Below are 24,255 nucleotides of genomic sequence, written 5' to 3' on the forward strand. Positions count from 1 at the left end.
ACCGTACCCGGAGTGGGGTTCAGCGTTCGCTGTCGAGGTGTGCCATCTGGGCCGCCGGGTAGCGGTCGCCCGCCGCCGCGCCGGCCGGGACGGCCTCCTCGATCGCCGCCAGATCGGCCTGGTCGAGCCGTACCTCCAGCGCGCCCAGCGCCTCGGCCAGCCGGTCGCGGCGGCGGGCGCCCACCAGCGGCACGATGTCCTCGCCGCGCGAGAGGACCCAGGCGATCGCGATCTGCGCGACGGTCACGCCCTTCTGCTCGGCGATCTTCCGCAGCGCCTCGACCAGGTTCAGGTTGTGCCGGAGGTTGTCGCCCTGGAAGCGGGGCGAGAACGAGCGGAAGTCCCCGGCCGCGAGCTGCCGGTCGGGGGTGAAGTGGCCGGAGATCAGACCGCGGGAGAGCACCCCGTACGCCGTGACGGCGATGCCCAGTGCGCGGGCGGTGGGGAGGATCTCGTCCTCGATGCCGCGCGAGATGAGGGAGTACTCGATCTGGAGGTCGGTGATGGGGGCGGTGGCGGCGGCTCGGCGGATCGTCTCCGCGCCGACCTCGCTGAGGCCGATGTGGCGGACGTACCCCTTCTCGACGAGTTCGGCGATCGCGCCGACCGTCTCCTCGATCGGGACGTCGGGGTCGACGCGGGCGATCCGGTAGACGTCGATGTGGTCCGTGCCGAGCCGCTGGAGCGAGTAGGCGGCGAAGTTCTTCACGGCCGCGGGCCGGCCGTCGTAGCCGGCCCAGCCGCCGTCCGGGTCGCGCAGCGCCCCGAACTTGACGCTGATCAGGGCCTGTTCCCGGTGCGCGGCCGGTGCGGCGCGCAGGGCTTCGCCGATCAGCAGCTCGTTGTGCCCCATCCCGTAGAAGTCGCCGGTGTCGAGCAGGGTCACCCCTGCTTCGAGGGCCGCGTGGAGGGTGGCGATGGACTCGGCCCGGTCGGCCCCGCCGTACAGCGCGGACATGCCCATGCAGCCGAGACCGAGGGCGGAGACCTGAGGGCCGGTGGTTCCGAGGGTGCGGGTTCGTGTCGTCATGCCACCACCCTGACATGACAGCTGACAGATTTCAATATCTGTCATCTGCCACTTGTCAGCCCTCCTTGGTCACCAGCCCTCCTTGGTCACCAGCGCTCCCTGCTCACCCGCGCTCCCTGCTCACCAGCGGACCTCGCCCACCCGGGTCAGCCCTGCCGCAGCGGTATCGCCAGATCGATCACCTGCCTCGCCCTCGGGAAGCTCCCCAGTTCGCGCGCCCGCCCGGTCAGCAGGTCGACGCCGTACACCCGCGACCCCGTCACCGCGTATCCGGCGTTCACCCCGTTCCGGCCGGTGCCGTAGATGTCGAACCCGGCGGTCGGCGGCAGGTCGACGCCGAGCCCGCCGGTGGGCGCGAGGTTCCCCGCGTTGGCCGGGGACTGCACGGAGATCCGGTCCAGGGCCGTGTCGAGGTCGAACAGCGTGGTGGCCGTGCCGGCGTCGAGGTCGTTGTTGGTGTACGCCGCCCCGGTCACCCCTGGCGCGGTCGCGCCGCCGGTGGCGGGCGGGACCGGCGGGTTGGTGAGGGTGCCGTCGACGGCGGTCGTCCCGGCGGCCGGGGCGCCCTGTGGGTCGTCGAGGTTGTGGCGGAGGTTCTGCCCGGTGTCGCTGATCACCCGGAGCCGGTTGGCTGCGGGGTTGAAGTCGACGCCGTACGACCGGCCCTGGAGCGGAACGGAGAGCTGGGAGACCTTGGTGGCCTTGGCGCCCACCTCCCGCAGCGTGTAGACGCCACCCTTGTCCCCGACGCCGTACAGCTTGTTGTTCTGGACGCGGTAGTCGATGCCGACGAGCCGGGTGTCGCCCTTGAGCCCGCGGACCCCGCCGAGCGGTACGGCGGCCCCGGGCCTGTCGATCCGGAAGACGACGAGCCGCTGGTCGGCGGTGAGCCCGACGGCCTTCAGCCCGTTCGGCACCCGAGCCCCGCCGACCGGCACACCGCCTTTGGCCTCGATACCGGTACCGCCGCCCGAACCGGCCGCGTCGCCCGCCGCCGCGGACGCGACCGCCCCGGACATCGACGCACTGGACGTCGCCCCGGACCCCGACGACGAGGCTCCGCCGAGCGCCCCCGATCCGACCGCACCGACCGTGCCGACCGCGACGGCCATGGTGAGTACGCCGATGACTGCCTGCTTGCGCATGTACGCCCCCGTGGAAGATGCGCGGCCCGCCCCCTGCGGGCCTCATGACCTCTCCTTCGGAGCGGGGACGGATGCGGATGGGTGCCGCTTACGAGAAATTTCCGGGAACGCCGGAAGTCGCCCTGACGTTCCGTTGGACACGTTTCCTCCGCTCTCCGACAATCGGACCATGCGAACGGTCGGCGCGCGGTCACCGCGCCCCGGCATCGGCCGCGCGGCTGCCTGGAGGGCGCATGACGATCCGCATCGCCACGTTCAACGCCGAGAACCTCTTCCGTCGGCCGAAGGTGTTCGGCCTCCAGGACCCCGAGCGGCGCAAGGAGATCCTGGACGACTTCAACGAACTGGTCGCTCTCCTCGACAAGGACATCTACGAAGAGGCGGACAAGGAGCGGATCGCCGAGCTGATCGTGAAGCACGGCGCCCACGACCCGGCCGGGGGCGGCGACCACCCGTTCCTCGTCAACCAGCCGCGCGGCGGCGCCAAGTTGTTCACGGTCGGGCCGTCGGGCGGCTCCGGTATCCGGATCGTCGCCAAGGGCCGCTCGAAGTGGGCGGGTTGGGCTGAGATGACGCGCGGCGACCTCAGCTGGCAGGCCGTGGAGAACACCGCCCGCGTGATGGCGGAAGTCGACGCGGACATCCTCCTCACCGTCGAGGTGGAGGACCGCGTCACCCTGGACCGCTTCAACTCCCAGGTCCTGGGCGGGGCGTTGGGCAACCGCCCCTACCCGTTCAACCTGCTGATCGACGGCAACGACAACCGGGGCATCGACGTGGGTGTCCTCAGCCGGTTCCCCATCACGTCCGTGCGGTCGCACATCTTCGATCCGGGCGAGTCCGGGCAGCCGGTGTTCAGCCGGGACTGCCCCGAGTTCGAGATCGAGGTCCCGGGTGAGCCGCTGTGGATCCTCGGCAACCACTTCAAGAGCAAGGGCTTCGGCCGCGCCTCCGAGAACGACAAGCGCCGCAAGGCCCAGGCCCTGCGCGTCAAGGAGATCTACGAGGCGGCGCTGAGCCGCTCGCCCCGCGTCGTCGTCGCCGGTGACCTCAACGACTCCCTCGACAGCGCCCCCGTCAAGCTCCTCCTCGACGCGGGCCTGCGCGAGGCCATGACCCACGAGAGCTACGAAGGGGTCCTGCCGGGCACCCACGGCACCGGCAAGCGCGACGAGCAGAAGCTCGACTACCTGCTGCTCTCCCCGGAGTTGTGGGACGCGGTGACCCATGTGGGCGTGGAACGCCGGGGCATCTGGGCCCCCAGGACCTTCCCGTCCTTCACCACGGTCACCTCGAAGATCGACCAGGCCTCGGACCACGCGGCCCTGTTCGCGGATCTGGACCTGTAGGGCCCTGAACGAACAGTTCCCCGGCCCCGGTAGGGGCGCGGGGAACTGCGCGACCAGCCACGGACAACCCGCAGCCGGCCGAAGTCACGAGCCGGGCGGACGCCGACCCCCGAAAAACGGCCTAGCAGCCGATGAGACGCGCCGCGAGGTACCCCTCGATCTGGTCCAGCGACACCCGCTCCTGCTTCATCGAGTCCCGCTCACGCACCGTGACCGCGTTGTCGTCGAGCGTGTCGAAGTCGACGGTCACGCAGTACGGCGTACCGATCTCGTCCTGACGGCGGTAGCGGCGCCCGATCGCACCCGCGTCGTCGAACTCGATGTTCCAGTGCTGTCGCAGCGCCTGCGCGAGCCCCTTGGCCTTCGGGGACAGCTCGGGGTTGCGGGACAGGGGCAGGACCGCGACCTTCACCGGGGCGATCCGGTGGTCGAGGCGGAGCACCGTCCGCTTCTCCATCTTGCCCTTGGCGTTGGGCGCCTCGTCCTCGGTGTACGCGTCGAGCAGGAACGCCAGCATCGTGCGGCCGACACCTGCGGCGGGCTCGATGACGTACGGGGTGTACTTCTCGCCGAGCTCCTGGTCGAAGTAGACGAGGTCCTGGCCGGAGGCCTTGGAGTGCGCGGAGAGGTCGTAGTCCGTGCGGTTGGCCACGCCCTCCAGCTCACCCCACTCGTTGCCGCCGAACTGGAAGCGGTACTCGATGTCGGCGGTGCGCTTGGAGTAGTGGGAGAGCTTCTCCTTCGGGTGCTCGTACCACCGCATGTTCTCCTCGCGCAGACCCAGGCCGGTGTACCAGTTCCACCGCTCCTGCATCCAGTACTCCTGCCACTTCTCGTCCTCACCCGGCTTGACGAAGAACTCCATCTCCATCTGCTCGAACTCGCGGGTGCGGAAGATGAAGTTGCCGGGCGTGATCTCGTTGCGGAAGGACTTGCCCATCTGCGCGATGCCGAACGGGGGCTTCTTGCGCGAGGTGGTCTGCACCTGGGCGAAGTTGGTGAAGATGCCCTGGGCGGTCTCGGGGCGCAGGTACGCGATCGAGCCGGTGTCCTGGGTGGGGCCGAGGTGCGTGGAGAGCAGACCCGAGAACTGCTTGGGCTCGGTGAACTGACCCTTGGTGCCGCAGTTCGGGCAGTTGATGTCCGCGAGGCCGTTCTCCGGCAGGCGGCCCTTCTTCGCCTCGAACGCCTCCTCCAGGTGGTCCGCGCGGAACCGCTTGTGGCAGGAGGTGCACTCGGTGAGCGGGTCGGAGAAGGTGGCGACGTGGCCGGAGGCGACCCAGACCTCGGAGGCCAGGATGACGGACGAGTCGAGACCGACCACGTCCTCGCGCGACGTCACCATGTAGCGCCACCACTGACGCTTGAGGTTCTCCTTGAGCTCGACACCCAGCGGTCCGTAGTCCCAGGCGGCACGCTGGCCGCCGTAGATCTCGCTGCACGGGAATACGAAGCCACGGCGCTTGCTCAGGCTGACGATGGTGTCGATCTTGTCGGCGGCCACGGTGCTCTCTTCATTACGACGACGGGCGACGAAGCGATGCGCTTCAGAGCGAATGCTTCAGGTTACCGGCGGAGGCTGCCCTCCAATCAAATCGGTTCGGGACCAGAACGGACATAGGCCTTACCCAGGGCTTACCAACAGGCTTGTTGACAATCGTTTCCAGAAAAGCTGAAAATGACTGTCATGAACGTAGTACGACGACGACTCCTGATACCCGCGGCGGCGACCGCGGCCGCCGCCCTGAGCCTCACGACCCTTTCGGCCTGCTCCACCGACAGCGCCGCCGCGGGCAACACGGACAAGTTCGACGTCGTCGCGTCGTTCTACCCGATGGCCTTCCTCGCCGAACGGATCGGCGGGAAGTACGTGAACGTCACCAACCTCACCGAGCCCGGTCAGGAACCCCACGACCTGGAGATCAGCGCGCGGCAGACCGCGCAGCTCCAGGAGTCGGACGCCGTCCTGTACCTCAAGGGCCTCCAGCCCGCCGTCGACGACGCCGTCGACCAGTCGGAGATCAAGACGAAGATCGACGCCGGCTCGCTGACCTCCCTGGAGGAGCACGGCGACGAGGTCGGCGGGCACGCCGCCGAGCACGACGACCACGAGCACGAGGAACTGTCCGGCAAGGACCCCCACGTCTGGCTCGACCCGGTGAAGTACGCCGAGATCGCCAAGGGCGTCGGCGCCGCCTTCGAGAAGGCCGACCCGGACCACGCCTCCACGTACAAGACCAACACCGAGGCCCTCGTCGAGAAGCTCGGCGCGCTGAACGACCAGTACGAGAACGGCCTGAAGGACACGAAGACCAAGGTCTTCATCACCACCCACGCCGCCTTCGGCTACCTCGCCGAGCGCTACGGTCTCATCGAGGAGGCCATCTCCGGCCTCGACCCCGAGTCCGAGCCGAGCGGCGCCCGCGTCCGCGAACTGGAGAAGATGGCGAAGGCCGACGGCGTCACCACCGTCTTCTACGAGACACTGGTCAGCGACAAGACCGCGAAGACCATCGCCGCCGACGCCGGGCTGAGGACGGACGTCCTCGACCCGATCGAGGGCATCACTGAGAAGTCCCGCGGCAAGGACTACTTCTCGGTCCAGGAAGCCAACCTCAAGGCGCTCCAGACGGCCCTGGGAGCCAAGTGACCATCCGGAGGATGCAGGCATGACCGAGCCCGTCATCTCGCTGCGCGGGGTACGCGCCGAACTGGGCTCGCGCACGGTCCTGCGCGGCATCGACCTCACCGTGAACCGCGGTGAGGTCGTCGCCCTGCTCGGCGCCAACGGTTCCGGCAAGTCCACCGCCGTACGCACCGTGATCGGCCAGGTGCCGGTCACCGACGGCGAGATCGAACTGTTCGGCACCCCCCGGCGCCGCTTCCGCGACTGGCGGCGGCTCGGCTACGTACCGCAGCGCACCACCGCCGCGGGCGGCGTGCCCGCGACGGTGACGGAGGTCGTCGCCTCCGGCCGGCTCTCCCGCGCCCGCCTCGGCATCCTCCGCAAGTCCGACCACGAGGCGATCCGCCGGGCCATCGACCTCGTCGGCCTCGCCGACCGGGCCAAGGACTCGGTGAACGCCCTCTCCGGCGGCCAGCACCAGCGCGTCCTCATCGCCCGCGCCCTCGCCTCCGAACCCGAGCTGCTGATCATGGACGAGCCGATGGCGGGCGTCGACCTCGCCAGCCAGGAAGTCCTGGCGCGCACCCTGCGGGGCGAGGTCGCCCGCGGCACCACCGTGCTGCTCGTGCTGCACGAGCTCGGTCCGCTGGAGCCGCTGATCGACCGCGCGGTCGTCCTGCGCGACGGCTGCGTCCTGCACGACGGCCCGCCCCCGAAGGCGGTCGGCCAGCACGCGCTGCCCGGCCACGACCACGTCCACCCGCACGCGGCGCCCGGCACCGAACCGGTCCGCACGGGTCTGCTGAGCTGAGAAGGCACCCATCATGGACTTCCTGAACTACGCCTTCATGCAGCGGGCCCTGCTCGCCGCCGTCCTCGTCGGCATCACCGCCCCCGCGATCGGCGTCTACCTCGTCCAGCGCCGCCAGGCCCTCATGGGCGACGGCATCGGCCATGTCGCGATGACCGGCGTCGGCCTCGGCTTCCTGCTGTCCTGGTCGCCGGTGTGGATGGCGACCCTGGTGTCCGTGCTGGGCGCGGTGCTGATGGAGTTGATCCGCTGGTACGGCAGGACACGCGGCGACATCGCCCTCGCCATGCTCTTCTACGGCGGCATGGCGGGCGGTGTGATGCTCATCAACCTCGCGCCCGGCGGCACCAACGCCAACCTGATGTCGTTCCTGTTCGGCTCGCTGTCGACCGTGTCGCAGGAGGACATCACCGCGATCTGCGTCCTCGCCGCGTTCGTGATCGTGATGACGCTGGCGCTGCGCCGGCAGCTGTTCGCGGTGAGCCAGGACGAGGAGTTCGCGCGGGTCACCGGTCTGCCGGTGCGGGCGCTGAACCTGCTCACGGCGGTCACGGCCGCGGTGACGGTGACGGTCGCCATGCGCGTCGTCGGCCTGCTGCTGGTGTCCGCGCTGATGGTGGTGCCGGTCGCGGCCGCGCAGCAGCTCACCCGCAGCTTCGCGGCGACGTTCGCGCTCGCCGTGGCCCTCGGGGTGACCGTGACGATCGGCGGCACCGTCGCCTCGTACTACCAGGACGTGCCGCCCGGCGCGACGATCGTGCTGCTCGCCATCGCCGCGTTCATGCTGCTCACGGCGCTGGCGACGCCGCTGGCCCGGCGGCGCGCGAAGGCGGCGGTGACGGCCGCGGCCGACCCCGCGGAGTGTGTGATCCCGGGAGCCGCCGAAGCCGCCGGGGCGGGGGTCGCCAAGGACACGATTCCGGCCGGCCGGGGCTCCGCCGAGGGGTCCGCCGGGTGACCGGCGTCTGACCGGGGTGCCGCCGGGCTGGCACAATGGCCCGGCAAGACCGCGACGTGAGGAGGCAACGGTGACGACCGCTGGACCTGTACGAGGTCGTTCCACCCGGCAGCGGGCCGCCGTGGCCGCGGCACTCGACGAGGTCGACGAGTTCCGCAGCGCGCAGGAACTGCACGACATGCTGAAGCACCGTGGCGACTCGGTGGGGCTCACCACCGTGTACCGCACGCTGCAGTCCCTCGCGGACGCGGGCGAGGTCGACGTCCTGCGGACGTCCGACGGGGAGTCCGTGTACCGGCGGTGCTCCACCGGGGAGCACCATCACCACCTGGTGTGCCGCATGTGCGGCAAGGCCGTCGAGGTCGAGGGGCCCGCGGTGGAGAAATGGGCCGACGCGATCGCCGCGGAGCACGGGTTCGTGAACGTGGCCCACACGGTGGAGATCTTCGGCACGTGCGCGGAGTGCGCGAGCGCGTCCGCGGGTGCCGAGTAGGCGCCGTTCGCGTCCGTGGGTGCCCGGTGAGCGCCGTTCGCGACCGCGGGTTCGTGGGGGCTGGGCGCGCAGTTCCCCGCCCCCCTAGGTGGGCGAGCCGAGCCTCTGGTCCAGGAGTGCTCGGAGAGCCTCCACATCGCTCGTGACCCGCTTCGGGAGCAGGATGGGCGCCGGGGCGTACTCGTGCCCGTCCAGGAGGACGAAGGTGCCGCGGGTCTCCGCGTAGCGGGTGATCTCGCTCCAGCGGGACATACGGGGCGCGCCCCGGTCCGTGGTGGTCGTCACGCCCCAGAGGTCCAGCACCGTGCGGTGCACGCCCCTGGCCTCGGCCCGGCGGTGGAGGCGACGGGCCTGGGCCCGGGGCAGCACGACCAGGCCGCGAGGGCGGCGGCCAGGCCCACGAGGGCCTGGGCGCCCGGGGTGCCGCCGAGCACCAGGGGGACCGCCGTGACGAGGGCGCCCGCGCCCGCGGCGAAGAACAGCAGGCCCCGCCCCCACCGGCCGGCGACCGAGGCGCGCGTGGCGACGCGCAGCGCCTCACGGAAGTCCCCGACCGTCGCGCGGTACACCAGCTCGACGTGCTCCCCACCGGCCTCGGCCACGGGTCAGTCCTCCTGTCGCCCTTCCATGGCCAGCAGTTCCTCGTTCGGGACGGCACCGCCGAAGCGGCGGTCGCGGGAGGCGAACTCCACGCAGGCGCGCCACAGGTCACGGCGGTCGAAGTCCGGCCAGAGGACGTCCTGGAAGACCATCTCCGCGTACGCGCTCTGCCAGAGCAGGTAGTTGGAGGTGCGCTGCTCGCCGCTGGGCCGCAGGAACAGGTCGACGTCCGGCATGTCGGGGTAGTACAGGTACTTCGCGAAGGTCTTCTCGGTGATCTTGGAGGGGTCGAGACGCCCGGCGCGGATGTCCTCGGCGAGGGCCTGCGCGGCGTCGGCGATCTCGGCGCGGCCGCCGTAGTTCATGCAGAAGTACAGGGTCAGCAGGTCGTTGTCCTTGGTCTGCTCCTGGGCGACCTGGAGTTCCTTGGCGACGGACTTCCACAGCTTGGGCATCCGGCCCACCCAGCGGACCCGGATGCCGAGTTCGTCGAGCTGGTCACGGGTCTTGCGGATGAAGTCGCGGTTGAAGTTCATCAGGAAGCGGACCTCGTCGGGCGAGCGCTTCCAGTTCTCGGTGGAGAAGGCGTAGAGGGAGATGTTGCGCACGCCGATCTCGATGGAGCCCTGGAGGACGTCGAGGACGCGCTCGGCGCCGACCTTGTGGCCCTCGGTGCGCGGCAGCCCGCGCTCCTTGGCCCAACGGCCGTTGCCGTCCATGACGATCGCCACGTGCCGGGGGACGAGTTCGCCGGGGAGCTTGGGCGCGCGGGCACCGGACGGGTGCGGCTCGGGCGTCTTGTACTCACGGCGCTGACGCCCCAGGAACCCGCGTACCACCATGTGTTTCTCGTCTCCTCTGAGGTGCTTGCGGCGCTGTGGCCGCTCAGGACTTTTCCACGTACCGAAGGGAGCGCAGGCCGCGCTCCAGATGCCAGTGCAGATAGGCGGACACCAGTCCGCTCCCCTCCCTGACGTACCGCGGCTCAGCGGCGTCCGCGGTCGCCCAGTCCCCCGTCAGCAGCGCGCCGAGGAGTTCCAGTGCCTGCGCAGAGGGTACGACGCTGCCGGGCACCCGGCAGTCCCCACAGACGGAGCCCCCGGCCCCCACCGAGAAGAACCGATTGGGTCCGGGCAGACCGCACTTGGCGCAGTCGCTGAAGGTGGGGGCGTAGCCGTTGACGGCGAGGGAGCGCAGCAGGAAGGCGTCGAGGACGAGATGCGGGGCGTGTTCGCCGCGGGCGAGGGTGCGCAGACCGCCGACGAGCAGCAGGTACTGCTGCACGGCGGGCTCGCCCTCGTGGTCGGTGAACCGCTCGGCCGTCTCCAGCATGGCCGTCCCGGCGGTGTAGCGGGCGTAGTCGGTGACGATGCCGCCGCCGTAGGGGGCGATCGTCTCGCTCTGCGTGCACAGGGGCAGCCCGCGGCCGATCAGCTCGCTGCCCCGTGCGAAGAACTGCACGTCCACATGGGAGAACGGCTCCAGCCGCGCCCCGAACTTCGACTTGGTGCGCCGCACCCCCCGGGCCACGGCCCGTACGCGTCCGTGACCGCGGGTGAGCAGCGTGATGATCCGGTCCGCCTCGCCCAGCTTCTGGGTGCGCAGCACGATGCCGTCGTCGCGGAACAGACTCATGGGCCCATTCTCGCCTACGACGGCGCCGCGGCGGACCGCTCAGGGGCCGTACTTCAAGGGACCTCCCCCCGGCCGCGGGCGTTCTCGTGGGCGGTCACGGCGCGCAGCCGCTCCATCGTCGTCGCGGCCCGTACGGACCGGGGCGGGCAGTCCCACTCCCGTCCGCCGCCCACGGGCCGCAGTTGGACGTAGGGCCCCTCGTGGCCCATGACGCGGCCGACCTGCCCGGTGCGGGTGTCCACCGCGTAGGTGCCGATCGGCGGCTTCTTGCCGTTGCCGTTCACCGCGGGGCCGCCGCCGGGTGCCGGGGCGCGGGCCGTGCTCCCGCGGTTCTCGCGGGTCCCCGCCGCAATTCCTCCACCGTGTCCTCCGCCTCACTCGACGCACCGCGCCGGGTCTCGTCCCCCGAGCCCTTCGCCCATTGCCCTCACGGTGCTACCCCCGCCGCATCGAGTTTCACTCTTCGCATCCCCTCGGTGACCTGCTGTGTCTAGACTCGGTAGGAGTCTGTGCTCCACGCCCGCGGGAGCCGTCGAGGGGGCATGATCGGCGCCGCGCGTGGCACCTCGTCCTCATGCAGACCTCGCGAGTCCGGTGCGACGAGCCCGTCACCACCGTGTTCACCTGGCAGGTGCGGCCGGGCAAGGAGGACGTCTTCGAGGAGTGGACCAAGGGCGTCACGCGCAGCGCCTCCCGGTTCCCCGGCAACGAGGGCGTCGCCTGGCTGCGGCCGGAGGAGGGGCACCGGTTCCACGCGGTGCTGCGCTTCTCCGACCCGGAGCGGCTGGGCGCCTGGCTGACCTCGGACGAGCGGGCGCGCTGGCACGCGCGCATCGACGGTGTCGCCACGGAGGTGAGCAGTGAACGGCAGTCGACGACCGGCATGGAGACCTGGTTCGATCTGCCGGGCACGACCGGGCCGGCCCCGCCGCGCTGGAAGATGGCGCTGACGACGTTCCTGGGCGCCTATCCGTTCACGCTGCTCATCCAGTGGCTGGTGACCCCGCACACCGCCGACTGGCCGCTTCCGTTGCGCGCGGCGCTCTTCCCCCTGGTCCTGCTGCCGACGCTGACCTTCGTGGTCATGCCGTTCCTCAGCAGACTGCTGCGGAGATGGCTCTATCCGTCACCCTCGTCCGTGCGATGACGCACACTGGCCCGCGTGACCGCCGCCGATCCGCTGACCGCCACCGCCGAGCCCCCTCTGCGCCCCCTGCCCGAGCGGGCCGCCGCCCTGCTGCGCGACCTCGGGGCCTCGCCCCGGCTCGCCGCGCACCTCCGGCTCGTGCACGACGTGGCGGTCGAGCTGGCCGACTGGGTGGAGCGGCGGTACCCGGAGCTGCCGTTCGACCGGGCGGCCGTGCTGTTCGGGGCGGCCACCCACGACATCGGGAAGACGGCGCACGTCGGGGAGTTGTCCGGCCCCGGCTCCGCGCACGAGGAGGCCGGACGCCGACTGCTGCTGGAGCGCGGGGTCGAACCGGAACTGGCCCGGTTCGCGAGCACCCATGCCGCGTGGGCGGCGGACCCGGACGTGGGCTTCGAGGACCTGCTGGTCGCCCTGGCCGACAAGGTGTGGATGAACAAACGGGTGTCCGGGCTGGAGGACCTGGTGGTCGCCCGGCTGTCCGGGGCGAGCCGTCGTCCCGTGTGGGAGGAGTTCCTGGCCCTCGACGACCTGCTCTCGCCCCTGGGCGCCGACGCGGAGCGGAGGCTGGCCTTCCAGGCGGCGTATCCCGTACGCCCGTAATCCCCGCCTCCGCCACATCACTCGCACAGCCCGCCCACGAGGGCATGTCGAATCTCCGTGTCGTCCACCTAAGATTCCCTGTGGTTACCCCGTTTTACGACAACTCTCTGGCGCATCACGCGTCCTGGGAAACCACTCGGCGTGCATGAGCGTCGAACGTTGCGTGAGCAGCCGCTGTCCCGGCGGTCCGACGGCACGGAAGATGGGGACCCGTGGAGCTGGAATTCCGACTGCTCGGCCCGGTCGAGGCGTGGCATGCGGGGAGACCTCTGCGGCTGGGCGGCCCCAAGCCGCGCGCGCTGCTGGCCGTGCTGCTGCTGCGGGCCGGGCAGGTGGTGCCCGCGGACGTGCTGGTGGACGCGGTGTGGGGCGAGGATCCCCCGGACACCGCGCGGGCGTTGGTGCAGACGTATGTGTCGGCGCTGCGGCGGGCGCTGCCCGGGGACGCGGCGGACGCGATCGAGACTCGGCCGCCCGGATATCTGATGCGGCTCGGGGTCGGACGGGTCGATCTGGCGGAGTTCGAGGCGCTGACGGCGGAGGGCCGGCAGGCCGCCGCCGCGGGAGATCACGAGGGCGCGGCGCTGCTGCTGCGGGCGGCGGCGGCGCTGTGGCGCGGTCCGGCGCTCGGCGGGGTCGGGGACGCGCTGCGGGGTGAGGCCGGGCGGTTGGAGGAGGCCCGGCAGGCGGCGCTGGAAGAACGTATCGCCGCGGAGCTGGAGGCCGGGGGCCACGAGGCCGAGCTGGTCACCGAGCTGACCGCGCTGGTGGGGGCGCATCCGACGTGGGAGCGGCTGCGCGGGCAGCTGATGCTGGGGCTGTACCGGCTGGGCCGGCAGGCGGACGCGCTCGCCGTCCACGCCGAGGGGCGGGCCGTGCTCGCCGAGGAGCTGGGCCTGGACCCCGGCCCGGAACTGACCGGGCTGTACGAGGCGATCCTGCGGGCCGACCCGGAGCTGCTGGCGCCCGGCACCACCGCCGCCGCCCCGCGGGGCGCCGCCGTGCCCCGGACGGTGTCCCTCCTGCCGCCCGCCATCGGGGACTTCACCGGGCGCGAGGAGGAACTGGCGGCGGTCGTCGCGGGGTTGTCCGGGGAGCGGGAGGCGATGCCCGTCGTGGTGGTGTCGGGGGCCGCCGGGGTCGGGAAGTCGGCGCTCGCCGTGCAGGCCGCGCACCGGGTGGCGGCCGCGTACCCCGACGGGCAGCTCTACGCCGAACTCCACGGTTTCAGCGAGCCCGTGCCGCCCGCCGAGGTGCTGGGCCGGCTGCTGCGGGCCCTCGGCGCCGATCCGCCGGAGGACACCGCGGAGCGCGGTGATCTGTTCCGCTCCCTGGTCGCGGGGCGGCGGATCCTGCTGGTGCTGGACGACGCGGGCGGCGAGGCGCAGGTCCGGCCGCTGCTGCCGGGCAGCGCGACCTGTGGGGTGCTGGTCACCTCGCGGGCCCGGCTCGGCGGCCTCATCGGGGCGCGGCGCACCGACCTCGGCGTACTGGACGACGTGCGCGGCCTGGAGCTGCTGACCCGGGTGACCGGCCCGGAGCGCACCCCGGGCGAGCCCCGCGAGGAGGCCGCCGCCCGGCGCATCGTCGAGCTGTGCGGCGGGCTGCCGCTGGCGCTGCGGATCGCGGGCGCCCGGCTGGCGACGCGGCGGCACTGGACGCCCCGTGTGCTCGCCGAGCGTCTCGCCGACGAGCACCGCAGGCTCGACGAGCTCGCGGTCGGCGACCTGGCGGTACGGGCCAGCCTCGGCCTCAGCTACGAGGCGCTGGACGAGTGCGCGCGCCGGGTGCTGCGGCGCATCGCCACGCTGGGCTCGGCCGATGTCGCCGTGTGGGCGGTGGCCGCGCTCGCCGACACCTCGGAGGACGAGGCGGAGGAGATCCTGGAGCGGCTCCTCGACGCCCAGTTGATCGACTGCCCCGGCACCGACCACGTCGGGCAGCCCCGTTACCGCCTCCACGACCTGGTCCGTGTCTACGCCGCCGAACGCGCCGAGGCGGAGGATCCGCCCGGCGACCGCACGGCGGCGGTGGGCCGGGCGCTGTCCGCGGGGCTGTGGCTGATGGACCGGGTGACGAAGGCGGCGCCCTCGGGCGCGGTGGTCCTCCGGCAGAGCTTCGCCCTCAAGGGGCGCGGGACCGTCCCGTGCGCGCCCCCGTCACGGGAGCGTGCGCATCCCGGTGGCGGCGAGCAGGCCGAGGCGCCGCCCCCCGTGGGCGCCCGCACCACCCGCCTCGCCCTGGAGGACCCCTTCTCCTGGTTCGACGCGGAGGCGGACGCCCTGACCTCCGCCGTCGAGCGGGCGGCGGCGATGGGCCTGCACACCCTCGCCTGTGAGGCGGCGGCGGCCCTGTGCTCCTCCTCGTTCGCCATCAAGAACCGCTTCGACGCGTGGTGGCGCAGCCATGACGCCGCGCTCGCAGCGGCCCGCCGCGCCGAGGACCGCTCGGGCGAGGCCCTGCTGATCATCGGTCTCGGGCAGCTGCGGTACGAGCAGGACCGGATCGCGGAGGCCCAGGAGTACTTCCGCACCGCCGAGCGGATCTGCACCGAACTCGGCGATGTCCGGGGCCGGTCCGCCGCGCTCGCCGGGCTGGGCAGCGCCTGCCGTGAGGTCGGCGAACTCCGCGAGGCGGAGCGGGCGCTGACCGACGCGGCCGACGGCTTCCGGCGGGTCGGCGACGACACCGGGGTGGGGGTGGCCTGCCGGTACGGCGGCTCCGTACGGCTCGAACTCGGCGACCAGGAGGGGGCGTTCCCGCTGCTCGACGAGTCGCTGCGGGCCTACCGGCGGCTCGGCAGCCGGCGCGGTGAGGCGCTGGCGCTGCGCACCCTCAGCCTGGTGCACCGCTCGCTCGGCGCGTACGAGGAGGCGGCGCGGGTGGCCGAGCAGGCGCTGGAGATCCTGCGCGCCCTCGGTGACCCGCACATGGCGGCGTACGCCCTGCGGGCCCGCGCCAAGGCCCGGCTGCGGCTGGGGCACACACGGGAGGCGGAGGCGGAACTGCGGGAGATCCTGGAGGTCTGCCGGGTCCACGAGGACCGGTTCGGTGAGGCGCTGACGCTGCGCACCCTCGGCGAGTGCGCGTTCGCCGAGGGCCGGGCGGCGGACGCGGACGGTCTGCTGACGGCGTCGGCCGCCCTCTGGGAGGTCCTCGCCCTGCCCCTGCCCCGTGCCCGCGCGCTGCGGAACCTGTCCGCGGTGCGGGCCGCCCTCGGTGACCCGGAGGGCGCGGCCGCGTTGCGCGCGGAGGCCATGGCGGTCTTCGAGGCGTGCGAGGCCCGGGAGCGGTACGAACCATGGCCGGGGGCGCCGGCGTAGCCCTTTCGGAGCTGGTCACGGCGGTGGCCGCGGGGGCGGGCGGCTGCTTCCGCGCGGCTTGAACTCGCTTGCGGCCGACTTGCAGAGAACTTCCAGCGGGGCCCGGCATTCTCGTGGTTCTCGGGGGAACAACGGATCGGCCGGGCGACCACCGCCCGGCCGGTCGGCCCACCGGAACGCACAGGGGACGGACCGGCGGGATCATGAACACAGTGGGATCAGAACGGCAGAACGGACGGGTTGTACCACCGTCGCCAGGCCACAGACCACCACTCAAGGGGGGAAGCCCCCGGGGAGGGACATCAGGGGATCAGGTCCCTCCCCGGGGCGCAGCCTCATCCCCCGCGACACACCTCCGGTACGAGGCCCAGGAAGCACTCGGGACTCGTGGACCCTGTGGAAGACGACGCATGCCTTCGATCATCCTGATGAGCGACCCCGAGGTCGCCCGCGTCCCGGTCCGGGACTGCGGTGAACCCCTCGTCGATCTGAGGGAACTGCCCTTCGTGGTGGTCGACCCGCGCCAGGCCGACCCGGCGGGCGCGTTCGCACACCTGCGCGAGGGCGTGGCCTGGCGGCTGGCCAGGGCCGCCCGGCTGCTGCCGGACGGGCTGCGGCTGCTCGTGACCGAGGGGTACCGGCCGCTGGCCCTGCAGATCGAGTACTTCGAGGCGTACGCGGCCGAGTTGCGGCTCGCCAACCCGGACTGGCCGGAGGAGTATCTGCGCGAGCAGACCAGCCGTTCCCTCTCCCCGCCGGAGATCGGGCCGCATGTCGCCGGGGCGGCCGTCGATCTGACCCTGTGCACCGCCACCGGCGAGGAGCTCGACATGGGGACGGCGGTCGACGCCAGCCCCGAGGAGAGCGACGACGCCTGCTACACCGACGCGCCGCACATCTCCGAGGCGGCCCGCGGCAACCGCCGTATCCTCTCGGCGGCGCTCACCACGGCCGGACTGGTCAACTACCCCACCGAGTGGTGGCACTGGTCGTACGGCGACCGCTACTGGGCGCTGATGACCGGGGCGCCCGGCGCGCTCTACGGGCCGGCCGAGTTCGGCGGCCCGTAGCCGGGAGGGTCCGGGGACCTGGGGGCCCGGGACCCTCTCCCGCCCCCGCCGTCCCTACCCGTCCCATCCCCGAGGGCTGTACCCCGAACCCCTGTTGTCGCCTTGGCGGCAAACCCCGTAGCGGGGGCTCATGGGCAGCACCCTGCGGATGGGGCGGGCAGGGACGGCGGGGGCTTCGTCTTGTGCGGAGCCACCCGGCTCCGCGGCGCACCGGGAAGTACTCGCGCGGGCTCACGCCGACGGTGCGGTGGCAGGCGCTGACGAAGGAACTGGCGGAGGCTTGGCCGACCCGGTGCCCGTCCGTCCCGCGCGACGGCCGGCACCCCACCGCGACCCGCGGCGGGAGCGACGCGGTCTCCCCGCCCGGCTGGAGGGGGCGGCCTTAACGGATGTGGCCGTGCCCGAGGGCGGTGGCAGCCTCCGCTTCCGCGCCCGGCGGCCCTGACCGCGCCGCCGCCCTCGCGTGCGTCAGGGTGCGAAACGGCGTACGTAGCGCCGCTGCCACGGGGTCTCCACGGCGTGCCGGTCGTAGTGCCGGCGCACATAGGCGACGGCCTCCTCGGGCGGTACGCCGTCCAGGACCGCCAGGCAGGCGAGCGCGGTGCCGGTCCGGCCCCGGCCGCCGCCACAGGCGACCTCGACGCGCTCCCCGGCCGCCCGCTCCCGGACGTCCCGGAACACCTCCGCGGCCTCCACCCGGTCCGCGGGCAGCCGGAAGTCGGGCCACCGCAACCAGCGGGCCTCCCAAGGGACTTCGGGCGGCTCCTTGCCGAGCAGATACACCGCGTACGTCGGCGCGGGACCGTCGGGCAGCGGATGCCTGAGCCCCCGTCCGCGCACCAGCCGCCCGGACGGCAGCCGCAGCACGCCGGGGGCGTCCGGGCTCCAGGGTTCGATGGGGTCGGTCATCCGGTCAGCGTCTCAAATCAGCTAAGTGATCCTGTGTCAGACATGGTGCCTGGCAACGGGTGATCGTCGTCACGCCCTGGTGCCGGTGGGCCGGCAGGCGGGCGGCGCCCGCCTTGCCGCGTTCCGTGCCCGGCCCCTGGACGACGTCCACTTCCCGTACGTCTGCCTGGACGCCACCCACTGCGAGGCGAGGGTCGAGCACCGGATCCCGGCCCGTGGTCCGGAGAGCTCCACGCCTTCCCCGCTGTCACCTCTTCCGTCGTGTTCCAAGGGTCGTGCGGGGGTTGCGCCTCCTGAGCCTCGCCCGCCTGCGCGGGTCGCGGGCAGCCGGGGTCAGGCGCCAGTATCCGTACGGGTTGTGGAAGAAGTCGTCGTCCTCGAACCGTTCGCACTCCACACGGTTCATGATCCAGCGCGGGGCGTCCTGGGCGATGCGGAAGCCCTCGCCGTTCTGGACTCCGTGCTCCGGCTGTTCCGTCAACAGGTAGTACGACGCGATCTGCATGGTGGCCATCCAGTCGAGCAGCAGCTTCGGCTCGGGCACCCCGGTGGTTCCGTGGGCCAGCTCCACGTCGGCCTCGCCCAGGAGGTGCATGCCGCAGCTGTAGTAGACCTCCCCGTCGTAGATCATCGGCACGACCCAGGCCCGGACGAGGGCGCCGGCCAGGTCGTCCACGGTCTCGGCGGCCGCCGCCTCGCTCGCCAGGGCCAGCCACCGCTCGCGCCCGCAGGCCACCCCGCTGGACTCGTTCTTCACCGCGGTGGCCCCGTTGGCCAGCAGGGCCGCGGTGACGGCCAGCGCCCGGCGGGACACGTCGAGACCGGTGGCCTGGGAGATCGGCGGCGACAGGACGTAGGCGACCGAGTCGTGTGCGTCCACCGCGGCCCAGTCGCTCTCGCCGAACCCGTCGTCGCCGGTGATCTGGCGGGAGGCGAGCGCGGCGTCGAACGCCTCCCGCATCCGGAGGTCCGGCTCCTGCTGGAACTCGTCGAGTTCGAAGTCCCCGCCGCCCGCCTCCTCGACCACCCGGCTGATGACATCGGGATCCAGGCCCACGCCGACCGCGCACAGCACGTGCCTCGGCGTCACACCGGACGCCGGGACCACGAAGCGCGTGCCCTCGATGACGTGCCCTTGCCACAGCTTGCTCATCGGGCCAGCATCGCAGATGTGCGTACGCCGTTGTGATCTTTTTGGCACCAACAGGCATGGTGGGTCCCGCAGTTGAGCTTTCCGGTGTTCGCCGCCTGCTTCTGGCGGAGACAGACCCGCCCCGGCTGAGCGATCAGCAGACAGTGGCGATGAACCGCAGGTGGGACGAGGCCGTCGCAGCGAACCCGTCGCTCTTCGACGGGCCCACAGTGGTATGCGCAGGGCTGGAGCGGAAGGACTCGCAGACCCTGCTGTTGACCTGGTACCGGGCGACCTACCGCCTGTACCTCCTGCGGCTGGACCCGGTCCACGCCGTGTCCGCCCCGTCGGTGTTCGTGTCCGTCACGCAGCCCACGGACGACGGGCGGCTGATGGTGGGGCGCATGGCATCGTCCACCGCGCATTCCGGACGCTGGCAGCTGCCCGGCGGAACCATCGAACCCCCCAACGTGGGCGCCGCCCTGGACCTGGAGTGCCTGCGCCGGCACGCCGCACTCGAGCTCGCGGAAGAGGCCGGACGCGACGTCGCCTCCGAGGACCTGGAGCTGTGGACGGTGACCCGCGGCGACAAGGGCAACGTGGGCGTGCACTTCCGCGCTCCCGCCTGCCCGGCCGACACACTCACCAGCCAGTACACGCAGCTCGTCGCCGCCGAAAGCACCCAGGGCGCGCCGGCCATCCACTTCCGGCGATCGTCCCTGCCTCCGTACCCGGCGCTGCTGCACACCCTCCACCGGTACCGGCCGACGTCGGAGGCGTGGCACCCGTGGATGCTCCGCATTCTCGACCTGGAGGAAGCGGTGCGGCTGCGGGGCTGGCCGGATGACCTCGACATCGCCTTGCCTGTAGACATCGCGAGCGAGGACGGCGGAAGCTGGGACCAGTACCTGCTCGAAGTGAAAGGCGGTGCTGGCCAGCTCTGTTCGCCTCCGGGACCGGGCCGTCCACCTGGAACCGAATCCGCCAGGCGGCCGGCGCCTCGTCTCGAACCGGCTCAGATGCGCCGGTGTCGCTGCCCTCCAGCAGAGCCGCCGTGCGGTCCAGCCTTTCCAACGCCGCCTCCTGGGCGGCACCCGGTGCGGGACCGCGGCCGAAGAGACGGGCCGTCCGCTCTCGGAAGCCCCGCCGGTATGCCTGACGGATCTGACCGCGGACGCCGTGGCAGATTGCGCGCCAGGCGGTGGCGGGACTCCTGCACGGCCAGCTGCCGGCTCATCAGCCGGCGGTAGGTGTCGTCGACCGGGCCGACCAGGGCGAGCAGGTGCATGGTCTTCTCGATCCGTCCGTACTGGGCGAAGGCGGCGCCGAGCGGGGTCGGGCGTCCGGGTGACGCGCTTGTCTCGCCGCACAGCGCGATGCGCGGCGACACGCGAATGACCGATTAGCGAAATTTGACACTGTTTCAGTTGCTCTGCACTCTGCTCTGGGAGGCGAACGAGTCAGGAGGGTGATGCGATGGGCACGGCGAACCGGTTGCGAGGAGAGCCAGGCCGCGAAGCGACTGCGGGTTTCCCGTTGCTGCCTTCCCGGCAAGCGGCGCGCAGGGCACCTTTCCTCGCCGGATGCCTCCTCCGGTTCCGCCCGGTGGTTCATCGGCCGCAGACCACTGACGGAGCCGAGTGGAAACCCGGATGGCTCACTGCGCCATCCCGCTCGGGGCGCGCCTGCCTCGTCGGCGCGAGAGTCCGCCCACGCGAGAACCTGTGGAATCGACGGCCGACCACACCCCGCTCGCACCGGACCATGTGAACCGAGCGGCCGACTGGCCCGAGTGACCGAACGGTCCAGTGGCCGAGCGACTCCTGCCGCACAGCTTGGGCGTTTCGGAACCTGAAACCTAACTCCGGGAACCATGAAAAAGATCTCCATGCGACGGTGCCAGCCGTTAGCGGCACTCGTCGTCCTGTTCCTGGCACTGCCGGGCACCGGGGCGCTCTATGCCACGTTCGCGCCCACGAGCAAGGCGCGGGCCCATCAAACCGCGCAGTCCGTCGCCATCGAGGAGGGCAAGGAGCTCTACGCCGTGGGCTGCGCGACTTGCCACGGCACCGGTGGTCAGGGCACCACTGACGGGCCCAGCCTGGTGGGCGTGGGCGCGGCGGCCGTCGACTTCCAGGTCGGCACCGGCCGTATGCCCGCGCAGCAGCCGGGCCCGCAGGTTCCGCAGAAGCGGAACATCTACTCGCAGGCCGAGATCGACCAGTTGGCGGTATATGTCGCCTCGCTCGGCCCCGGCCCTGACATCCCGACGGAGAAGCAGTACAGCCCTGAGGGGGCGAACATCACCGCGGGCGGTGACCTCTTCCGTACCAACTGCGCGCAGTGTCACAACTTCATCGGCAGGGGTGGTGCGCTGACCCGCGGGAAGTACGCGCCGAGCCTTGAGGGCGTCACGCCCAAGCACATCTACGAGGCCATGCTGACCGGCCCGCAGAACATGCCCTCCTTCCCCGACAGCACACTGACCGAGCAGAACAAGAGGGACATCATCGCCTACCTGAACGCGGTCAGCGGCGAGGACACCGTGAGCCCCGGCGGCATGGAGCTGGGCGGACTCGGTCCGGTCCCTGAGGGGCTGTTCGGCTGGATCTTCGGTCTCGGTGGGCTCATCGCCGCCGCGGTGTGGGTCGCCGCCCGAACCGCGAAGGCCAGGAAGTCATGAGCGGCAAGGACTTCCCCGAGGGGGATCTGCCCGCTCAGCGGGATGCCGCAGAGAGCGCGCTGGACGTCACGGACGAGGAGAACCCGTTCGCGGATCCGGGCCTGCCGCCCCATGAGCACCGGATCCAGGACGTCGACGAGCGAGCCGCCAAGAGATCACAGCGCACGGTCGCCCTGCTCTTCACCGTGTCGGCACTGTCCACCATCGGTTTCATCGCCGCATATGTGACGATCCCCATCGAGCGCTCCATCTACGTCTTCCCGCTCGGCCACATCAGCGCGTTGAACTTCGCGTTGAGTCTGACCCTCGGCACCGCGCTGTTCACCATCGGTGTGGGCGCGATCCACTGGGCCCGCACCTTGATGTCCGACGTGGAACTCGCCGACGACCGTCACCCGATCGAGGCCCCCACCAGGACGCGCGCGAGGGTCCACGCCGACTTCAGGCAGGGTGCCGAGGAGTCGCAGCTGGGCCGCCGCAAGCTGATCCGCAACACGATGCTCGGCGCGCTCGCACTGGTGCCCCTCTCCGGCGTCGTCCTGCTGCGCGACCTCGGTCCGCTGCCCGGGGACAAGTTGCGCCACACCCTGTGGGCCAGGGGCAAGGTGCTCGTCAACATGAACACGAACGAGCCGCTGCGTGCCTCCGCCGTCACAGTCGGCTCGCTGACCTTCGCCAAACCCCAAGGCCTGGAGGAGACCGACCACGGGTTCCAGAACGAGATCGCCAAGGCGGCCCTGCTGGTCATCCGTATCCAGCCGGACGACTTCAAGGACAAGCGCGAGCTGGAGTGGTCCCACGAGGGCATCGTGGCGTTCTCCAAGATCTGTACCCACGTGGGCTGTCCGGTCTCCCTGTACGAGCAGCAGACGCACCATGTCCTCTGCCCCTGCCACCAGTCCACCTTCGACCTCGCCGACGGAGGCCGGGTGATCTTCGGCCCGGCCGGTCACGCTCTGCCGCAGCTGCGCATCGGCGTGAATGACGATGGCTACCTCGAAGCGCTCGGCGACTTCGACGAACCGGTCGGTCCTTCCTTCTGGGAGCGCGGATGAGCACGGCGAAGAACATCGGGTCCCATTCTCGCGGACAGGCACCGGCCGGCGAGCGGCTTGCCGACTGGGCCGACGGTCGCCTGGGGATCTACGCCCTCGCCAAGGCCAACATGCGCAAGATCTTCCCCGACCACTGGTCGTTCATGCTGGGCGAGGTCGCGCTCTACAGTTTCATCATCATCATTCTCACCGGTGTGTACCTGACACTGTTCTTCCACCCGTCGATGAATGAGGTGGAGTACCACGGCAGTTACGTCCCGCTGCAGGGACAGCTGGTGTCCGAGGCCTTCAGCTCGACCATGGACATCAGTTTCGAGGTGCGCGGTGGTCTGCTCATCCGGCAGATCCACCACTGGGCGGCGATCATCTTCCTCGCCGGCATGTTCGTGCACATGATGCGGATCTTCTTCACCGGTGCGTTCCGCAAGCCCCGCGAGGTCAACTGGCTGTTCGGATTCCTGCTGTTCGTCCTCGGCATGTTCACCGGTTTCACCGGCTACTCGCTCCCGGACGACCTGCTCTCCGGCACCGGCGTCCGCTTCACCCAGGGTGCGATCCTGTCGATCCCGATCGTCGGTACGTACCTCTCGATGTTCCTGTTCGGCGGCGAGTTTCCGGGCGACGACTTCGTGGCCCGGTTCTACTCCATCCACATCCTGCTGCTGCCCGGCATCATGCTCGGCCTGGTGGTCGCGCACCTGATCCTGGTCTTCTACCACAAACACACCCAGTTCGCGGGCCCCGGCAAGACGAACAAGAACATCGTCGGCATGCCGCTGCTGCCGGTTTACACGGCCAAGGCGGGAGGCTTCTTCTTCCTGGTCTTCGGTTTCACCACTCTGATGGCTGGCATCGCGTCCATCAACCCGATCTGGCTCCTGGGTCCCTACCGTCCGGACCAGGTCACCACGGGCGCCCAGCCCGACTGGTACATGGGCTTCGCCGAAGGCCTGGTCCGTGCCATGCCGGGCTGGGAGATCAATTTCTGGGGGCACACGCTCGCCCTGGGCGTTTTCATCCCGCTGGTTCTCTTCGGAATCTTCCTCGGCCTGCTGGCGGTCTATCCGTTCATCGAGGCCTGGATCACTGGGGACAAGCGCGAACATCACATCCTGGACCGGCCGCGCAACGCTCCGACCCGTACCGCCCTCGGTGTCGCCTGGGTCACCGCGTATCTCATCATGTTGATCGGCGGTGGCAACGACATCATCGCCCTCCGTCTGCGGCTGTCGATCAACGCGGTGACCTGGTTCGTCCGCATCGCCTTCTTCCTCGGCCCCGTGATCGCGTTCGTCGTCACCAAGCGCATCTGCCTCGGCCTCCAGCACCGCGACAGGACCAAGGTGCTGCACGGCCGTGAGGCGGGCATCATCAAGCGCCTGCCGCACGGTGAGTTCATCGAGGTGCACGAACCGCTCAGCCAGGAGCAGATGTATACGCTCACCGCGCACGAACAGTACGACCCGGACCGAATGGGCGCGCCCATGGAGGAGCACGGCCTCGAGCGGAAGGTGACGAGGCTCGAAAAACTGCGCGCCAAGCTCCGCCGCGCCTACTACGGCAAGGGCGCCCAGATCCCCAAAGCGACCGTCGAGGAGTACAAGGAGATCACGAGCGGCCACGGCCACCACTGACTCCACCGCTTCCCAGCCGTGCTCATCGCCTGCGGCACAGGCGATCGGCCTG

General features: G+C 71.1%; 22 protein-coding genes and 1 pseudogene. 12 read left to right on the forward strand and 11 right to left on the reverse strand.

From position 1 onward, the window contains the following. Window positions 1-19: 19 nt before the first annotated feature. Both ACZ4Z3_RS00735 and ACZ4Z3_RS00740 read right to left on the reverse strand, forming a co-directional pair. Window positions 20-1,030 (reverse strand): aldo/keto reductase, encoded by a 1,011-nt coding sequence (locus ACZ4Z3_RS00735; protein ID WP_468499010.1) that lies wholly within the window; start codon window positions 1,028-1,030, stop codon window positions 20-22. 146 nt (window positions 1,031-1,176) lie between these two features. Beyond that, a complete protein-coding gene (locus ACZ4Z3_RS00740) occupies window positions 1,177-2,175 on the reverse strand; it encodes a DUF4394 domain-containing protein (RefSeq protein WP_468499011.1) in 999 nt (332 codons plus the stop codon). A 233-nt stretch (window positions 2,176-2,408) separates the two neighbouring features. On the opposite strand from ACZ4Z3_RS00740, the gene ACZ4Z3_RS00745 reads away from it, so the two are divergent. Continuing rightward, on the forward strand, window positions 2,409-3,524 hold the full coding sequence (locus ACZ4Z3_RS00745) for an endonuclease/exonuclease/phosphatase family protein (RefSeq protein WP_468499012.1): 1,116 nt from the start codon (window positions 2,409-2,411) through the stop codon (window positions 3,522-3,524). A 121-nt stretch (window positions 3,525-3,645) separates the two neighbouring features. On the opposite strand, the gene ACZ4Z3_RS00750 is transcribed toward ACZ4Z3_RS00745, so the two are convergent. Continuing rightward, window positions 3,646-5,028 (reverse strand): glycine--tRNA ligase, encoded by a 1,383-nt coding sequence (locus ACZ4Z3_RS00750; protein ID WP_468499013.1) that lies wholly within the window; start codon window positions 5,026-5,028, stop codon window positions 3,646-3,648. Between the two features lie 183 nt (window positions 5,029-5,211). Between ACZ4Z3_RS00750 and ACZ4Z3_RS00755 the strand changes: the two genes are divergently transcribed. The 4 genes from ACZ4Z3_RS00755 to ACZ4Z3_RS00770 all read left to right on the forward strand — a co-directional run bounded on the left by ACZ4Z3_RS00755 (window position 5,212) and on the right by ACZ4Z3_RS00770 (window position 8,412). Then, entirely contained in the window at window positions 5,212-6,174 is a 963-nt protein-coding gene (locus ACZ4Z3_RS00755; RefSeq protein ID WP_468499014.1) for a metal ABC transporter substrate-binding protein, read from the forward strand. Window positions 6,175-6,193: 19 nt separating this feature from the next. Beyond that, window positions 6,194-6,961: a metal ABC transporter ATP-binding protein gene (locus ACZ4Z3_RS00760; RefSeq protein ID WP_390945508.1), complete on the forward strand. Its 768-nt coding sequence runs from the start codon at window positions 6,194-6,196 to the stop codon at window positions 6,959-6,961. Between the two features lie 13 nt (window positions 6,962-6,974). Then, window positions 6,975-7,919 (forward strand): metal ABC transporter permease, encoded by a 945-nt coding sequence (locus tag ACZ4Z3_RS00765; protein ID WP_468499015.1) that lies wholly within the window; start codon window positions 6,975-6,977, stop codon window positions 7,917-7,919. 70 nt (window positions 7,920-7,989) lie between these two features. After that, entirely contained in the window at window positions 7,990-8,412 is a 423-nt protein-coding gene (locus tag ACZ4Z3_RS00770; protein WP_107464136.1) for a Fur family transcriptional regulator, read from the forward strand. Between the two features lie 84 nt (window positions 8,413-8,496). Here ACZ4Z3_RS00770 and ACZ4Z3_RS00775 read toward each other — a convergent pair whose 3' ends face one another. Genes ACZ4Z3_RS00775 through ACZ4Z3_RS00795 form a run of 5 tightly spaced genes read right to left on the reverse strand, consistent with a single transcriptional unit; the run spans window position 8,497 to window position 10,931 of the window. Next, window positions 8,497-8,697, reverse strand: coding sequence for a YcxB family protein (locus ACZ4Z3_RS00775; protein WP_468499016.1), 201 nt, complete (start codon window positions 8,695-8,697; stop codon window positions 8,497-8,499). Beyond that, window positions 8,694-9,014: a hypothetical protein gene (locus tag ACZ4Z3_RS00780; protein ID WP_468499017.1), complete on the reverse strand. Its 321-nt coding sequence runs from the start codon at window positions 9,012-9,014 to the stop codon at window positions 8,694-8,696. Before ACZ4Z3_RS00780 ends, ACZ4Z3_RS00775 begins: the two co-directional genes overlap by 4 nt. 3 nt (window positions 9,015-9,017) lie before the next feature. Further along, a complete protein-coding gene (locus ACZ4Z3_RS00785; RefSeq protein WP_468499018.1) occupies window positions 9,018-9,854 on the reverse strand; it encodes an isoprenyl transferase in 837 nt (278 codons plus the stop codon). A 43-nt stretch (window positions 9,855-9,897) separates the two neighbouring features. Next, window positions 9,898-10,647, reverse strand: coding sequence for a DNA repair protein RecO (gene recO / locus ACZ4Z3_RS00790; protein WP_468499019.1), 750 nt, complete (start codon window positions 10,645-10,647; stop codon window positions 9,898-9,900). 53 nt (window positions 10,648-10,700) lie between these two features. Continuing rightward, window positions 10,701-10,931: a hypothetical protein gene (locus ACZ4Z3_RS00795; RefSeq protein WP_468499020.1), complete on the reverse strand. Its 231-nt coding sequence runs from the start codon at window positions 10,929-10,931 to the stop codon at window positions 10,701-10,703. A gap of 290 nt (window positions 10,932-11,221) precedes the next feature. Between ACZ4Z3_RS00795 and ACZ4Z3_RS00800 the strand changes: the two genes are divergently transcribed. The 4 genes from ACZ4Z3_RS00800 (at window position 11,222) to ACZ4Z3_RS00815 (ending at window position 16,790) form a co-directional block, all read left to right on the forward strand. Next, on the forward strand, window positions 11,222-11,794 hold the full coding sequence (locus ACZ4Z3_RS00800) for an antibiotic biosynthesis monooxygenase (protein ID WP_468499021.1): 573 nt from the start codon (window positions 11,222-11,224) through the stop codon (window positions 11,792-11,794). 15 nt (window positions 11,795-11,809) lie between these two features. Further along, window positions 11,810-12,397 (forward strand): HD domain-containing protein, encoded by a 588-nt coding sequence (locus tag ACZ4Z3_RS00805; RefSeq protein WP_468499022.1) that lies wholly within the window; start codon window positions 11,810-11,812, stop codon window positions 12,395-12,397. Window positions 12,398-12,609: 212 nt separating this feature from the next. After that, window positions 12,610-15,720: an AfsR/SARP family transcriptional regulator gene (locus ACZ4Z3_RS00810; RefSeq protein WP_468499023.1), complete on the forward strand. Its 3,111-nt coding sequence runs from the start codon at window positions 12,610-12,612 to the stop codon at window positions 15,718-15,720. A 410-nt stretch (window positions 15,721-16,130) separates the two neighbouring features. Continuing rightward, window positions 16,131-16,790 carry a M15 family metallopeptidase gene (locus tag ACZ4Z3_RS00815; protein ID WP_468499024.1) on the forward strand — a complete coding sequence of 220 codons (660 nt, stop codon included), beginning with the start codon at window positions 16,131-16,133 and terminating at the stop codon, window positions 16,788-16,790. A 468-nt stretch (window positions 16,791-17,258) separates the two neighbouring features. Here the strand turns inward: ACZ4Z3_RS00815 and ACZ4Z3_RS00820 are convergent, their stop codons facing one another. The 3 genes and pseudogenes from ACZ4Z3_RS00820 to ACZ4Z3_RS00830 form a co-directional block, all read right to left on the reverse strand. After that, window positions 17,259-17,699: a protein-tyrosine phosphatase family protein gene (locus ACZ4Z3_RS00820; RefSeq protein WP_468499025.1), complete on the reverse strand. Its 441-nt coding sequence runs from the start codon at window positions 17,697-17,699 to the stop codon at window positions 17,259-17,261. A 247-nt stretch (window positions 17,700-17,946) separates the two neighbouring features. Continuing rightward, window positions 17,947-18,852, reverse strand: coding sequence for a hypothetical protein (locus ACZ4Z3_RS00825; protein ID WP_468499026.1), 906 nt, complete (start codon window positions 18,850-18,852; stop codon window positions 17,947-17,949). 1,095 nt (window positions 18,853-19,947) lie between these two features. After that, window positions 19,948-20,176, reverse strand: a pseudogene (locus ACZ4Z3_RS00830) (Tn3 family transposase); the annotation flags it as partial. A 528-nt stretch (window positions 20,177-20,704) separates the two neighbouring features. Between ACZ4Z3_RS00830 and qcrC the strand changes: the two are divergent. Genes qcrC through qcrB form a run of 3 tightly spaced genes read left to right on the forward strand, consistent with a single transcriptional unit; the run spans window position 20,705 to window position 24,203 of the window. Then, window positions 20,705-21,514, forward strand: a complete 810-nt coding sequence (gene qcrC / locus ACZ4Z3_RS00835) for a cytochrome bc1 complex diheme cytochrome c subunit (RefSeq protein WP_468499027.1) — start codon at window positions 20,705-20,707, stop codon at window positions 21,512-21,514. Then, window positions 21,511-22,569, forward strand: a complete 1,059-nt coding sequence (gene qcrA, locus ACZ4Z3_RS00840; RefSeq protein ID WP_468499028.1) for a cytochrome bc1 complex Rieske iron-sulfur subunit — start codon at window positions 21,511-21,513, stop codon at window positions 22,567-22,569. The genes qcrC and qcrA overlap by 4 nt, the downstream gene beginning before the upstream one ends. After that, window positions 22,566-24,203, forward strand: a complete 1,638-nt coding sequence (gene qcrB / locus ACZ4Z3_RS00845; protein WP_468499029.1) for a cytochrome bc1 complex cytochrome b subunit — start codon at window positions 22,566-22,568, stop codon at window positions 24,201-24,203. The genes qcrA and qcrB overlap by 4 nt, the downstream gene beginning before the upstream one ends. Window positions 24,204-24,255 lie beyond the last annotated feature (52 nt).

The sequence above is a fragment of the Streptomyces sp. NPDC030296 genome, assembly GCF_055572815.1.

Coding starts and splice junctions, on each gene's coding strand:
- qcrB (WP_468499029.1), top strand. CDS start 22,566: ATGAGCACGGCGAAGAACATCGGGTCCCATTCTCGCGGACAGGCACCG.
- ACZ4Z3_RS00760 (WP_390945508.1), top strand. CDS start 6,194: ATGACCGAGCCCGTCATCTCGCTGCGCGGGGTACGCGCCGAACTGGGC.
- ACZ4Z3_RS00825 (WP_468499026.1), bottom strand. CDS start 18,852: ATGAGCAAGCTGTGGCAAGGGCACGTCATCGAGGGCACGCGCTTCGTG.
- ACZ4Z3_RS00740 (WP_468499011.1), bottom strand. CDS start 2,175: ATGCGCAAGCAGGCAGTCATCGGCGTACTCACCATGGCCGTCGCGGTC.
- ACZ4Z3_RS00745 (WP_468499012.1), top strand. CDS start 2,409: ATGACGATCCGCATCGCCACGTTCAACGCCGAGAACCTCTTCCGTCGG.
- ACZ4Z3_RS00735 (WP_468499010.1), bottom strand. CDS start 1,030: ATGACGACACGAACCCGCACCCTCGGAACCACCGGCCCTCAGGTCTCC.
- ACZ4Z3_RS00800 (WP_468499021.1), top strand. CDS start 11,222: ATGCAGACCTCGCGAGTCCGGTGCGACGAGCCCGTCACCACCGTGTTC.
- ACZ4Z3_RS00765 (WP_468499015.1), top strand. CDS start 6,975: ATGGACTTCCTGAACTACGCCTTCATGCAGCGGGCCCTGCTCGCCGCC.
- ACZ4Z3_RS00755 (WP_468499014.1), top strand. CDS start 5,212: ATGAACGTAGTACGACGACGACTCCTGATACCCGCGGCGGCGACCGCG.
- ACZ4Z3_RS00785 (WP_468499018.1), bottom strand. CDS start 9,854: ATGGTGGTACGCGGGTTCCTGGGGCGTCAGCGCCGTGAGTACAAGACG.
- qcrC (WP_468499027.1), top strand. CDS start 20,705: ATGAAAAAGATCTCCATGCGACGGTGCCAGCCGTTAGCGGCACTCGTC.
- ACZ4Z3_RS00820 (WP_468499025.1), bottom strand. CDS start 17,699: ATGACCGACCCCATCGAACCCTGGAGCCCGGACGCCCCCGGCGTGCTG.
- ACZ4Z3_RS00815 (WP_468499024.1), top strand. CDS start 16,131: ATGCCTTCGATCATCCTGATGAGCGACCCCGAGGTCGCCCGCGTCCCG.
- recO (WP_468499019.1), bottom strand. CDS start 10,647: ATGAGTCTGTTCCGCGACGACGGCATCGTGCTGCGCACCCAGAAGCTG.
- qcrA (WP_468499028.1), top strand. CDS start 21,511: ATGAGCGGCAAGGACTTCCCCGAGGGGGATCTGCCCGCTCAGCGGGAT.